The following is a 13,611-nucleotide window of genomic DNA, read 5'->3' on the forward strand; positions in this document are numbered from 1 at the left end:
GTTCTATTTTTTGACTGGACGATACATAAAGTAAAGCCCTGCGATTACAAATGGAATACTTAACCACTGCCCGGTATTCAACAACCAGTTTGCGCGTTCACCTACTTGTGGTTCTTTAACAAACTCTACAAAGAATCTTACGGTCCATAGTAGTACCAGGAAGAGTCCGAAAATGTAACCAAGCTTTAATCGTTTTTCAGTTTTCCAGTATATGAACCAAAGAAGTAGAAATATAAGCAGGTAACAGCCAGATTCATAAAGTTGGGCAGGATGTCTGGCGAAATCTTCTCCTAATTTTTCAAATACGACTCCATAATCTGTTCCGGTTGGCTTTCCTATAATTTCTGAATTGATAAAGTTTCCAATTCTAACAAAGATAGCTCCACTGGCCACCGGAATTACGATCCTGTCCAGGATCCATAAAACTGGTTTCTGAAGTACTCTTTTAGCATATAGATACATGGCCACTATAATTCCTATGGCAGCTCCATGACTCGCAAGTCCTCTAAATCCTGTAAATTGAAATTCTGGTTCAAATCTTACCGGCAAGAAAATTTCCAGCAGGTTATTTTGAAAATATTCCCAGTCGTAGAACAAAACATGTCCTAATCTTGCACCTATTAAAGTTGCTAATACTGTATAGATAAATAACGAATCCAATTTCTCTATGTCTATTCCTTCACGTACATAGATCTTTTTCATGATGTACCAGCCAAGCGTAAACGCGATGATAAACATTATACTATAATAGTGCAGATTGAAAAAGCCCAGATCCAGTCCTTCTGATGGATTCCAGTGTATAGAATTAAATAACATAGAGATTAATTTGAATAGCGGTAAATATACATATTTGAAGATTCTTAACCTTCTTTCGAGTCCGATTTTGGCGGTACAGGATCATAACCATGTCCGCCCCATGGATTGCAGCTAAAGATTCTTTTAATAGCCAGCCAACCTCCATATACTGGACCATGAACTTCTATGGCTTTAACAGCATAGCTCGAACATGAAGGTGTGTATCTACAGGTAGCCGGTGTTAATGGAGAAATGACAGCCTTGTAGAATCTGACCAGTGCGATCAAAAATGCAGACAAAGCTTCACGCAACATTTTAATTTAAACTAAATGTGGTTCCTTCTTTCCCGTCCTTCAGCTGAATACCCATCTCCAATAACTGATCCCTGATCTGGTCACTTAAAGCAAAATTCTTATTTGCACGTGCTTCAGCTCTAAGTTGGATCAGTAATTCGATCGTGCCACTCAGTTTATCGCCATCTGTTTCAGCTTCAGAATTCATTTCACTTAAACCTAGAATATCGAACATAAAGGCCTTCATGGTGTCCTTCAATTCCTTCCTGTCTTCGGAAGTAACGCTTACAGAACCTTCCTTGATATTGTTGATAATCTTTACCACATCAAAGAGTTTAGCGATGACGATCGGACTATTAAAGTCATCATTCATGGCATCATAGCAGGATTGTTTCCACGATGAAAGATCGAAATCGGTTTTATCTGAAGTCTGAATCTCATCAAGACTGTTATATGCATCCATCAACCTATTGAAACCTTTTTCACTACCCATAAGTGCATCACTACTAAAATCGAGGATGCTACGATAATGAGCCTGAAGGATGAAAAATCGAACCACGTTAGGGCTAAATGCTTTTTTAAGCACATCATTATTTCCGGTAAAAATTTGTTCTGGTAGAATAAAATTACCGGTGCTTTTTGCCATTTTCTTCCCGTTTAGGGTCAGCATGTTGGCATGTAGCCAGTAATTTACTGGAGACTTTCCGCTGGCAGCTTCTCCCTGAGCGATCTCACATTCATGATGTGGAAATTTTAAATCCATTCCGCCGCCATGAATATCGAATTCCTCTCCAAGGTACTTGGTACTCATGACTGTGCATTCGAGATGCCATCCAGGAAAGCCATCACTCCATGGTGAAGGCCAACGCATGATATGTTGCGGTTCGGCTTTTTTCCACAAAGCAAAATCCTGAGGACTGCGTTTGTCACTTTGTGCGGCAAGTTCACGTGTGTTTGCGATCATATCTTCGATTGCTCTACCACTTAATTTCCCGTATTGATGATCTTCATTGAACTTGATTACATCAAAATAAACGGATCCGTTTGCTTCGTAAGCATAACCCTTTTCGAGTATTGTTTTTATGATCTCTATCTGCTCCACGATATGACCCGTTGCAGTAGGTTCGATACTAGGAGGAAGGTTATTGAATTTCTGAAGAATATTATGGAAGTCGACCGTATACTTCTGGACTACTTCCATAGGTTCAATTTGTTCCAGTCTGGCTTTCTTCGCAATGCGGTCCTCTCCGGTGCTATCCGCTTCATTTTCTAAATGCCCGGCATCGGTAATGTTTCTTACATATCTAACTTTATAGCCAAGATGCTTCAAATACCTGAAAACAAGATCAAATGAGATAAAAGTTCTGCAGTTTCCTAAATGTACGTTGCTGTAAACGGTAGGTCCGCAAACATACATTCCAACATTACCTTCGTTTATTGGCGTGAAAATCTCTTTTTCACCGCTCATAGAGTTATAAAACTTAAGGCCTTGTTCCTGGTATAGCGCCATGAAGAAAAATTTTAATTCTTAGAAAGAAGTATCTAATTTAATGTAGTCAAGAAATTCTCTGCGAACCTCTTTTTCTTTAAAAGCTCCACCAAACTCACTGGTTACGGTGCTGCTTTCGATATCACGGATTCCACGGCTATTCACGCACAAATGTTTTGCATCAATGACACACGCAACATCAGGTGTTCCAAGTGCATTCTGCAATTCCTGAACGATCTGCATGGTCATTCTTTCCTGAACCTGTGGTCGTTTCGCGTAATAATCCACGATTCTATTCATCTTGGATAGACCTATTACTGTACCGTTAGAAATATAGGCAACATGTGCTTTTCCTACGATAGGCAGAAGGTGATGTTCGCAAGTAGAATAAACAGTGATATTTTTTTCCACAAGCATTTCTCCATACTTGTATTTATTCTCAAAAACAGAAGCTTTGGGTTTGCGCTTAGGATGTAACCCTGAAAATATCTCGTTAACGAACATTTTTGCTACCCGCTGTGGAGTCCCTTTAATGCTGTCGTCTTCCAGGTCCATACCTAGAGTGTCAAGAATATTTCTTACATCCTTTTTAATAAGTTCGATCTTTTCATCGTCACTAACTTCAAAGGCGTCATCTCTAAGAGGGTTTACAGCGCTACTGCCAGCGTGAGCATCACCCATTTCATCTATATCGTTCAAAATTTTATCTACTTTCATGCGTTTTGCAATAATAGTCGGTCAAAACTGTTTTGGCTTGCAAAGATACATAATTTATAAGGTTTACAGAATCTGCAAAATCAAATGGAGGAGGGAGAATGTTTGCCCATATTTTCATATTTTGCACTAGTTTGGTTGAGGCAGCCCGAAGGTATGAACATCAGATTTCAGTTATTTACATTTCTTTTTATCATTGCGGGTTTTTCGGCCTTTGCTCAGGGATCAATTTGTTCGAATATTGAGCCTTTCTGCGCAGGAGACCAACGCCTTACTTTCCCTAATTCAAATTCTACAAATAGCAACCAGATTTCAGGTGAATTTGGTCCGGACTATGGTTGTCTGGAAGAACAGCCATATCCAGCATGGTTTTTCCTTCAGGTAGAGGATAATGGAAATTTACGATTCAGAATAAGTCAGAATAGTAGAGAGGATGGAAGGGGTGTACCTCTTGATGTGGATTTTGTAGTTTGGGGACCATTTCAAAGAGGAGAAGATTATTGTAGTGCAGCAAATCTTAGTGAGATGAACCAGGTGGATTGCAGTTATTTGCCAGATTCCATAGAAACCATGACCATTCCCAATGCCAGGGAGAACGAGATCTATGTGGTGGTGATCACTAATTTTGAACAGGTGCCGGGCTTTATAAGTCTGGAGCAGACAAATTCTGGAGAAGGTTCAACAGACTGTTCTATTCTTGAATTTGATCTTGGTGAAGATATTGCAGTTTGCGGCGAAGATGAATACTTGCTCGATGGAACTTCAGATGAGGACGCAGAATACCAATGGTTCAAATTTGATGAATCGACGATGAATTATATTGAACTCACGAACGAAATCGGACCAACCTTATTGGTTACGGAAGAAGGAGATTATAAGCTGATTGTTACTGATGTTCTGGAAGATAAAACTGAAGAGGATGAGATCAATATTTCCTTTTATGACATTCCTGAGATATTCCCTGCGGAAGATCTTGCCAAATGTGATTCGGGTGATACGATAGATCTGACTTTAAGAAACTCACAATTACTTGGAGTTAATGCTGAAGTATCTGATTTTACGATGAATTACTACGAAAGCTCGCAGGCTGCGGAAGAGAATGAGCCAATAGCAAATCCGAATAATTTTCCATTCCAGGAAGGCAAACAGATTTTTGCCCGAGTAATTCAGAATGTGTCTGGATGTTTATCTGAAATCCAATCGTTTAACCTCACTATTTTCGATTTTCCTGCGTATACTTTAGCTGAAGAAACTGTAATATGCGTTAATCTCGCAGGCACTGCCATTGGTGGGTCAACTCTGGGAGAAGATCTTGGTGAAGGTTATAATTATGAATGGATTCTGGATGGAAATATTGTTAGTACAGAAGCTCGCTATACTTTAAGAGAATTACCAGAAAATGGGATATTGGAGCAAAATATTATTCATGATGAATCGGGTTGTTTTCAGTCGTATTCGACAACTGTTCAAGCAGTTTCCCGTCCCGAAACACTGGAGGTGAACATTTCCGGATCAGATTTTGGCGATGGATACGTGATCGAACTTGAAGCGACTGGAGGTATAGGGCAGGAATTTGCATCTTATGAATATCGTTTGGATGAAGGAAATTGGAGAAGTTCGCCAAGATTTAAAGACGTGAGACCTGGAAATCACGTAGCATATGTTAGAGAATCGAATGGATGTGGGGAAACCAAAAGTGGATCATTCTTTCTGGTTGGTTATCCGCGATTTTTTACTCCGAACGGCGATGGATTTAACGACGACTGGCAATTAATAACAGACCAGAACATAGAGATCCACGAAGTGATGATCTTTGATCGTTATGGAAAATCTATCATAGAGCTTAAATCTGGAGAAGATTTTTCATGGGATGGCACAACCAACGGTAGACCGCTTCCGGAAACCGACTACTGGTTCAAAGTAATTTTCAGTACTAGTGACAAAGACCGGGAAGAGTTCATGGCTAATTTCAGTCTTATTAGATAAAAAAAAGAGCTGGTCTTAAGACCAGCTCTTTTTCCGCATAGAATATTTTAATGTTTTTACAAGCCTATAGTTAGAGTTGCCACAAATTGAGATAGATCTCTGTCTAAACTAACAGGATTAAGAACACCAGAATTAAGTGGGCGAATTTGCTCTTCATAGTTTGAAGTTTCGTAAGCTATATCGAGGTTCACAGATCCAAAGTTATAACCTAAACCAGCACTGTAACCATTGAGATCACTACGAATTTCTTCATTCTCAAACGGACTGGCTTCATAGCGATATCCAGCTCTAAAACTTAATGCCTTCAGCCTGTATTCTCCACCAACTTTGAAAGCAGGTGTCATCTTCATTGTTTCAGATATAGCATCGTTCAAACTCTGGAAAAAAAGATCGTTCTTTGGTTTAAACTGAATGTTACCATAATCGGTTAGGCTTAGATCTCCGCTTATTAATCCATTTTTTCCGAATAGAAAGGCGACGCTACCAGTATGAGTAGAAGGAGTTTGAAAATTATATTCAGGATACACATTGATGATATTTGGAGAAACACTAACGAATTCACCAGCACTGCTATATGTTTCCAGGTACTGGGATGTCTCCTCGAACATGTTAAACCAGGTAGGTGATTGGTAGGTATAACCAAGTCTTACATAATCACCAGCTTTTGCAATGGCACCTAATTGAAAACTAAAACCATCTCCGTTAGTGCGTAGATTGTTTCCAAAATCAATTCTGGAAGTGACATTAGGATCATTTGAAGTATTGGAATGAAGTTCAGAGATCTCTGTGAACTTATCGTAGTTTATAAAATGACTATTTAAATTAAGTCCAAGATATAGCCAGTCTTCGTACTGTGTTGCGATATTAAAACTCAGTTTCCCATTAAGTCCGGTTGTATTGTAGCGATATTGCTGATCAAACGTTCCATCTTCAACAAGAGAAAAATACTCAGTATTATTGGGGTCGTCTTGGTTGGCTTCTATCACATAACCCTGATAACCTAAAAAGGCCTGTTGTTCATCAAAACCAAAGTTTTCTCCAAGGAAAGAATACAGATCGGCTATATTCTCATCATCTCTAAGCTGAAGCTGGTCCAATGGAATTCCGTTGGCTTTCTGCAGAAAGTAGGCGTCTACAGATTGACGGGATATTCCGCCGGTTACAAAGTTATTATCAAAATTGGAAGTTGTATTGAAATTGAGACCAAGGCTAAATTTACTTAGCTTTTTATCTGAGCTTCCCTGGAATACAAAAACTCCACCAACATTTCCCAGATCGATCTCGTCACTCTTTGAATATGAGGTGCTACCATGATACCTTAAATTATCATCTTTATTTCTTGACTTCAAACTGATAGTTGCAATACTATTCAGGAAAACTGCAGATGAGGCAGGATTGCTGGATATTGCCGAAATGTCTCCACCTAAAGCTCCAAACGCACCACTCATACCTATATATCTGGCAGTTCCGTTAAGTTCTGATCTTGAGTAGCGATAAGCATCATCAATACTCTGTGACCATAGATTTCCTGCAAAAACTAACAGGCATATTAGGAATATCTTATTCATATTGTATAAAATAAAGGATGAAAAAAGCCTTGCTGAATTAATCAACAAGGCTTTAAGGTTTTGCAAATTTTATTGTCCGCCTCTACCACCGCGGGAGGTTCTGCTAGAACCGCTGGATGAACTACGGCTTGAGCTTCCAGAGCTTCTGGATGAGCTACTAGAACTACGAACACTTCTACTGTTAGAAGAACTTCTTCTTGATGGCGAAGTAGTTTGTGTAGATCTGCTACTACTAGATCTCGTAGATCTATAAACCGGACTCGAAGTTCTGGTATTCGAGGTGTCGTAGTATCCACTTCTTTCAGTTCTTCTACTAGTACGTGAATATACATTGTTACGATCGTAACCATCACTGGTACCTCTTGCTCTAGATCTGGATCTTGCGGCATCAGCCTGAGCATTTCTAATACTTCTTATGCTTTCTGAGTAACTGCTTCTTCTATCATTGGATGACCTATAGTCATTGCTATTCCTTCTACCGCGGTTGTAGGCAACATTATTACGATTTCTACCTATATAAGGATACCCATAACCATATCTATTATAAAGACCATTGTTAAACCAAGGATTTCCAAAACCGAAGTTGTAACCGTAGGACCAGCCATATCCAAATCCTCCATAACCCCAAGGTCCGCCGAATCCTCCGTAACCCCAACGATTACCGAATCCAAAAGCTAAACCTCTGCGTGCGTAAGGATTGAAGAATGGATCGAAAAATGGATCATAGAACGGATCGTAAAATGAACCAAAATATGGGTGTCCAAATCCGTAGCCCCAACCAAGTGGTCTTCCAAATCCAAAACCAGGTCCATTATTTATAATATTGACAGAATACGTATCGGGATCATTACCCCATGGTGCATTTCCTTCAACATAAGCTACATCTCCACCAACTTCAGAATAATTATCATATCCATCATTCGATGAATAGCTATCAACATCTGTGAAAACATCATTCTCAAGTAGTTCGCCAACCATTTCAGATTGCTGGGCAAACATGTTTTTATAATAATTGTTCGGATTATTTGGTTTTACCTGAGTTTGCTCGTTTTCTGCCTGTTCCCATATTCCTGGTCTGGATTCGCCATAAATTCCATCAGTTTCATATCCAGAATACTGGTAAGATGAGCATGCTCCAAGACTTAAAAGTATAGCAGGAAGAAACAGCAGTTTTAGCCGGTTTCGTAAGAGGTAGTAAGTTTTCATCGGTAATTCTTTTTATTGTTGGGCATTCTAAAAATGGTTAGTTTTGCCCGAACGGTTAGTACTTGACTAACCTTAAAAACACAAGTTTTGTGCCAAATTACGAACTATGGGTAAGAAGTTAACAAGCAGGAGCGAAGATTATTCAAAATGGTATAATGAATTGGTGGTCAGGGCAGATCTGGCTGAGAATTCGGCAGTTAGAGGCTGTATGGTTATTAAGCCTTATGGATATGCGATCTGGGAGAAAATGCAGGCTGAATTGGATAGAATGTTTAAAGAAACAGGACATCAGAACGCTTATTTTCCACTTTTTGTACCTAAAAGTTTGTTTGAAGCTGAAGAAAAGAATGCTGAAGGCTTTGCTAAAGAATGTGCTGTCGTTACTCATTATAGATTAATGAACGATGAAGATAATCCTGGCAAATTAAAAGTAGATCCCAATGCAAAACTTGAAGAAGAGCTCGTTGTAAGGCCAACTTCAGAAGCGATCATTTGGAATACTTATAAAAACTGGATCCAGTCTTACAGAGATTTACCTATAAAGATAAACCAATGGGCTAACGTAGTTCGATGGGAGATGAGAACTCGTTTATTTCTAAGAACTGCTGAATTTCTTTGGCAGGAAGGTCATACCGCGCACGCAACTAAGGCTGAAGCGCTTGAAGAGACTGAATTGATGAATAATATATATGCTGAATTTGCCGAAAACTTTATGGCAATTCCAGTAATCAAAGGTGCGAAAACTGAAAACGAACGTTTTGCAGGGGCACTAGAGACCTATTGTATAGAAGCTCTTATGCAGGATGGAAAGGCTTTGCAGGCAGGGACTTCTCACTTTTTAGGACAAAATTTTGCTAAAGCTTTTGATGTGAAATACGCCACTAAGGAAGGTGGTCTGGAGCATGTATGGGCAACTAGCTGGGGCGTATCTACAAGGTTAATGGGTGCGTTGATCATGACCCATAGCGATGATCATGGTTTGGTTTTACCTCCAAAGCTGGCTCCAACGCAAGTTGTGATCGTTCCAATATATAAAGGAGAAGAGCAATTAGCTCAAATTTCGGAAGTTGCAGATGAGTTGGTTAAAGATTTAAGAGCAGCAGGGGTATCGGTAAAGTTCGATAATAATGATAACCAGAAACCAGGTTGGAAATTCGCTCAGTATGAATTACAGGGAGTTCCGTTAAGAATTGCAATTGGTCCTAAAGATCTGGAGAAAGGTACGATTGAACTTGCCAGAAGAGATACGTTGTCAAAAGAATTCGTGAACAGAAATGAAATAGTAGGTAAGATACCTGCATTATTAAACGAAATTCAGGAAACTTTATATACCAAGGCTAAGAATTTTCGGGATACTCATATTACAGAAGTAGAGACTTTTGATGAATTTAAAAAACAATTAAAAGATAAAGGTGGTTTTATCTCTGCTCACTGGGATGGTAGCCCGGAAACTGAAAATAAGATTAAAGAGCTTACGAAAGCTACTATTAGATGTATTCCTTTTGACAGGAAGGAGGAAGCTGGCAAGTGTGTTTTAACTGGGAATCCATCTGAAGGAAGAGTACTTTTTGCAAAAGCCTATTAAAAAATTTAAAAATTTTTGTAGAACATTTGCGGCATTCCAAAAAAGTTGTATTTTTGCATCCGCATTTGAAACAAAATGGTCCGTTCGTCTAGGGGTTAGGACGCCAGGTTTTCATCCTGGTAACAGGGGTTCGATTCCCCTACGGACTACAAGAGAAACATCGCAGTGATGTTTTAATAATTGCAACTTGAATGTTGTGCTTTGAAATAGATAATGGTCCGTTCGTCTAGGGGTTAGGACGCCAGGTTTTCATCCTGGTAACAGGGGTTCGATTCCCCTACGGACTACTTTTAAAACTTATTTAAATAATAATTGTAATGGCAAATCATAAGTCAGCGTTGAAGAGGATTCGTAGCAATGAGACTAAGCGTCTTAGAAATCGCTACCAGCATAAAACTACAAGAAACGCGATCAAGAAATTGCGTGAGGCCGATAAGAAAGAGGCTGAGGCTATGTTGCCTTCTGTAATTTCTATGATAGATAAATTGGCTAAGAAAAATATCATTCATGATAATAAGGCTGCTAACCTAAAGTCTAATATGGCTAAGCACGTTGCAGCACTATAATTTTAGCAGTGTTCAATTCATAAAAAAATGCTTTTCGATCTTCGGAAAGCATTTTTTTGTGCAGTAAAGTTAAGTTTTCTAGAAAACAGAAACTCCTGTAAGGGTAGTAAGTCTTTCCAACGCCTTCATTCCTAATTCTGAATTTCCTTTCTCATTTAATATAGGGCTCCAGACAGCTACAGAATAATTCTCTGGATGTATAGCTACAATGCCACCGCCCACGCCACTTTTTCCAGGTAATCCTACCTGAAAACTAAATTCACCCGCTTCATCATAAAAGCCACAGGTTTGCATTAAGGCATTAATACGCTTTACTGTTTTCGGTTTCAGAATTTTCTTATCGGTTTCCAGGATGCGCCCCCTGTTGGCAAAAAGCATAAAAGCTTTTGAAAGTTGCTCACAGGTCATGGCAAGCGAACATTGATGAAAATAAAAGTCTACAATAGGTTGTACATCACACTTTATATTTCCAAGAGCTTTGATGTAATTTACCAAAGCAACATTCCTGTATCCAGTTGCCTGTTCTGAAGCAGCTACGGTTTCATCATAATGAATATCATCATCACCAGTAATTTCACGCACAAAATCTAGTAATTCCTGCTTTGGATCTTTTAATTGATCCACAAGAATGTCTGAAATTACCAGTGCGCCAGCATTGATAAATGGATTCCTGGGGATTCCACTTTCGTATTCAAGCTGAGTAAGACTATTAAAGGGATCACCTGAAGGTTCTACATCAACACGATCCCATAGATCTTCTCCCATGAGTCGCATACCCATCGCCAAAGTGAAGACCTTGGAAATACTCTGAATTGAAAATTTCTCCTTACTGTCACCAAAGTTGAAATGCTGGTTATCTCCACAATAAACGTGCATTCCGAATTTACGACGATCTACCTTGGCAAGTTCCGGAATATAGGATGCAACTTTCCCTGAAACATCCCGGTAGCTCATTTCATCGTATATCGTGTCTAAAATTTTCTGGTATTCCATATTAATTAAGGTCGCTAAGATCTGATTCTGTTTCTATTTCGAAAGGTACCTTATCCTTCTTGAAGATTCTGGCGGTGAGATCCCCTTTTAACGTAACTTTATTATCGCTTAACTCCAACCAACTTCCCTCTCGAAGTCCCACTACAGGCGGTGAATTAAGATTATGAAATTCTTTAATTCGTGTTTCGCGGGTTTCTCCTTTATGCTTTGTATTTAGATCTGGATCAAGATAATGCGGATTAATATTAAAAGGAACTAATCCTAAGGTTTGAAAGGAAGGAGGGTAAACAATTGGCATGTCATTGGTGGTTTGCATACTTAAGCCGCCAATATTGGTTCCGGCACTTGTTCCCATATATGGAGTTCCGCTTTTTATTTTTTGCTTCAACACAGCCATCACCCGATTTCTGTATAATTCTGAAACCAGTAGAAACGTATTTCCACCTCCGGTAAAGACACCTTCAGCATTCTGGATGGCCTTTTCTGGATCTTCAAATTCATGAATTCCCTTTATCTTAATATCAGCTTTTGCAAATGCTTCCTTTGCCCGTGAAGTATATTCATCTAAGGATATTCCGCCAGGTCTGGCGTAAGGAATAAAAATTACTTCCTCTGCATCCTTATAAAGTTTAGGTAAATGCGGAATCAAGTATTCAAGATAGTCCTGAGAATGTAGGGTAGAGGTGCTGGCTAATATTGCGTTCATATACCTTTTTAAGGTAAAAATAAAGAATCGAATACGTTAACAAAAGTTTACAGAGTTAATAAAGGCTAATTTTAGTTTTGGAACGTTATGATTAAACCGAAACCAACTAACCAACTTGGAAATTACTTTTTGTAGTAGAATGAAATACCTGCTATTGCTCGGCTTTCTGGGCTTTAGCCTGAATTGCTTTGCGCAGGAACCTGAAATCCTTAGCGGTAGAATTCTAGCCGGAACCCAGCCACTGTCGGGAGTTCATGTAATTAATATGAATTCCAGGACCGGTACCACTTCAGATGATTCGGGAATTTTTAAAGTTTCTGTACGCCAAAGCGATATTCTTTTATTTACTTCGGTGCAGTTCGAAAAAATAGAAATAGAGATTTCCGAAGAACATTTAAGAACTGGAACTATCGAAGTGATCGTCAATGATGCTAACCGACTGGAAGAAGTTGAAGTTGGAAAGAAGCCACTAAGCGGTTTCCTTAACAATGATCTTAATCAAATAGAATATTTCGACAGAGATCAATATCATATTCCGCATCCAGAGAGAAAACTTACTCCTAACGAATTAAGGCTCTATACCGCGAGCGAAGGCATTACCAGCCGGTGGTCATACATTGGGATTCTTCTGGGCGGTGTATCACTCGATGTTTTGATAAACGATATCAATGGGAAAACGAAATACCTAAGGGAAATGATAGAACTGGACGAACTACAAGTGAAAGTGCAGGCGGCTATCGATCTCTTTGGAAGGGAGTTTTTTAACGAACACTTAGATTTACAAGGCGACGAGATTATCAACTTTATCTATTACTCTTTTGAAGATGAAGATTTCAGTTTGATGTATGAGCAGAGAAAAGAGCTTGAAATGATAGAATATTTTCAAAATAGTATTGTTGAATTCCGAAGAATGAGAACTCAGGATGAATAGATGTAAAAGAAAAATTACGATGTATACCCTGCTGGTTTTTCTGGTAGGTTTCGCTTCCGTAGTAACAGCACAGGAAAGGAAAATTGTTTCAGGTAAAATTGTTAGTGACAGTATTATTGATAAAAGCGGAGTTCACGTTATCAATATGACTGCGGAAAAAGGCACCGTGACCAATGAGAATGGTGAGTTTGATATGATGCTGAAGTTAGGTGACAGTATTTATTTCTCATCGGTACAGTTTGAAAATGAGTTTAAAGTGATTGGAGAACAGCAGCTGAAGAATGGCTGGACCAAACTTTTATATCCTAAAATGAATGAACTTGCTGAAGTTCAGCTCGATAACATTAAACTTTCGGGAGTGCTTGATCAGGATATCACCAGGATGCCTAAAAGTATTTACGAAAAACTTGGTATTCCATTTCCCAAACCCAGGCGAACGAGTCTTGAGCTCGCTATGCAGGCGAATACGAATGATCCGGTTTCACAGGTAATCAACATGCTTAATGGAACCACCAAGCAACTAAAAAAGGCTGAAGAGAATACCGAATTGACCAAACTCGTCAACCGTACAAGAAGCCGTATGCAGGAAGCTTATTTCGTAAACGGATTGGGATTGCCTGAAAATGAGGTCGTCAATTTCCTTTATTACTGCGTCGATTTCCCCACCTTTGAAGCTCTGCTTGATGAAACAAAAATATTCGCACTCATGGAATTTTTTGAAGAGAAACTCCCGGAATTTAAATCAAGAAGGCAGCTTGAATAATACTATTCTTATATTC

13 protein-coding genes and 2 tRNA genes are annotated in these 13,611 nt (G+C 39.1%); 7 read left to right on the forward strand and 8 right to left on the reverse strand.

The genetic code is table 11. The annotated features are described in order from the left end of the window. Positions 1-3 precede the first annotated feature (3 nt). From lgt to folE, 4 genes are read right to left on the reverse strand one after another with little or no spacing between them, the layout of a single operon-like run. Complete coding sequence (gene lgt / locus ABVM50_RS06895) at positions 4-816, reverse strand: prolipoprotein diacylglyceryl transferase (protein ID WP_405200521.1); 813 nt, start codon at positions 814-816, stop codon at positions 4-6. Positions 817-860: 44 nt separating this feature from the next. Further along, positions 861-1,109, reverse strand: a complete 249-nt coding sequence (gene yidD / locus ABVM50_RS06900) for a membrane protein insertion efficiency factor YidD (protein WP_322302002.1) — start codon at positions 1,107-1,109, stop codon at positions 861-863. A gap of 1 nt (position 1,110) precedes the next feature. Next, positions 1,111-2,598 (reverse strand): cysteine--tRNA ligase, encoded by a 1,488-nt coding sequence (gene cysS / locus ABVM50_RS06905; RefSeq protein WP_405200522.1) that lies wholly within the window; start codon positions 2,596-2,598, stop codon positions 1,111-1,113. A gap of 18 nt (positions 2,599-2,616) precedes the next feature. Next, entirely contained in the window at positions 2,617-3,294 is a 678-nt protein-coding gene (folE, locus tag ABVM50_RS06910; protein ID WP_405200523.1) for a GTP cyclohydrolase I FolE, read from the reverse strand. 153 nt (positions 3,295-3,447) lie between these two features. On the opposite strand from folE, the gene ABVM50_RS06915 reads away from it, so the two are divergent. Beyond that, positions 3,448-5,277, forward strand: a complete 1,830-nt coding sequence (locus tag ABVM50_RS06915; RefSeq protein ID WP_405200524.1) for a T9SS type B sorting domain-containing protein — start codon at positions 3,448-3,450, stop codon at positions 5,275-5,277. Between the two features lie 56 nt (positions 5,278-5,333). Here the strand turns inward: ABVM50_RS06915 and ABVM50_RS06920 are convergent, their stop codons facing one another. Both ABVM50_RS06920 and ABVM50_RS06925 read right to left on the reverse strand, forming a co-directional pair. After that, on the reverse strand, positions 5,334-6,845 hold the full coding sequence (locus ABVM50_RS06920; RefSeq protein WP_405200525.1) for an OmpP1/FadL family transporter: 1,512 nt from the start codon (positions 6,843-6,845) through the stop codon (positions 5,334-5,336). Positions 6,846-6,914: 69 nt separating this feature from the next. Next, positions 6,915-8,051, reverse strand: coding sequence for a hypothetical protein (locus ABVM50_RS06925; protein ID WP_405200526.1), 1,137 nt, complete (start codon positions 8,049-8,051; stop codon positions 6,915-6,917). 106 nt (positions 8,052-8,157) lie between these two features. Between ABVM50_RS06925 and proS the strand changes: the two genes are divergently transcribed. From proS to rpsT, 4 genes are all read left to right on the forward strand, one after another. Continuing rightward, entirely contained in the window at positions 8,158-9,636 is a 1,479-nt protein-coding gene (gene proS / locus ABVM50_RS06930) for a proline--tRNA ligase (protein WP_405200527.1), read from the forward strand. A gap of 77 nt (positions 9,637-9,713) precedes the next feature. Further along, positions 9,714-9,785 (forward strand) — tRNA-Glu (locus ABVM50_RS06935). 66 nt (positions 9,786-9,851) lie between these two features. Further along, a tRNA-Glu gene (locus ABVM50_RS06940) sits at positions 9,852-9,923 on the forward strand. A 30-nt stretch (positions 9,924-9,953) separates the two neighbouring features. Beyond that, positions 9,954-10,202: a 30S ribosomal protein S20 gene (gene rpsT / locus ABVM50_RS06945; RefSeq protein WP_026915233.1), complete on the forward strand. Its 249-nt coding sequence runs from the start codon at positions 9,954-9,956 to the stop codon at positions 10,200-10,202. 78 nt (positions 10,203-10,280) lie between these two features. Here the strand turns inward: rpsT and ABVM50_RS06950 are convergent, their stop codons facing one another. Next, positions 10,281-11,195, reverse strand: coding sequence for a glutaminase (locus ABVM50_RS06950; protein ID WP_141876915.1), 915 nt, complete (start codon positions 11,193-11,195; stop codon positions 10,281-10,283). A gap of 1 nt (position 11,196) precedes the next feature. Then, positions 11,197-11,901, reverse strand: coding sequence for a dipeptidase PepE (pepE, locus tag ABVM50_RS06955; protein WP_405200528.1), 705 nt, complete (start codon positions 11,899-11,901; stop codon positions 11,197-11,199). Positions 11,902-12,016: 115 nt separating this feature from the next. Between pepE and ABVM50_RS06960 the strand changes: the two genes are divergently transcribed. Both ABVM50_RS06960 and ABVM50_RS06965 read left to right on the forward strand, forming a co-directional pair. Continuing rightward, a complete protein-coding gene (locus ABVM50_RS06960; RefSeq protein WP_405200529.1) occupies positions 12,017-12,832 on the forward strand; it encodes a hypothetical protein in 816 nt (271 codons plus the stop codon). Next, the gene (locus tag ABVM50_RS06965; RefSeq protein WP_405200530.1) at positions 12,825-13,595 is read left to right on the forward strand and encodes a hypothetical protein; all 771 of its coding nucleotides are present in this window, start codon (positions 12,825-12,827) and stop codon (positions 13,593-13,595) included. The genes ABVM50_RS06960 and ABVM50_RS06965 overlap by 8 nt, the downstream gene beginning before the upstream one ends. The last annotated feature ends 16 nt before the right edge of the window (positions 13,596-13,611 follow it).

The sequence above is a fragment of the Christiangramia sp. LLG6405-1 genome (genome assembly GCF_045055805.1).
Classification (GTDB): domain Bacteria; phylum Bacteroidota; class Bacteroidia; order Flavobacteriales; family Flavobacteriaceae; genus Christiangramia.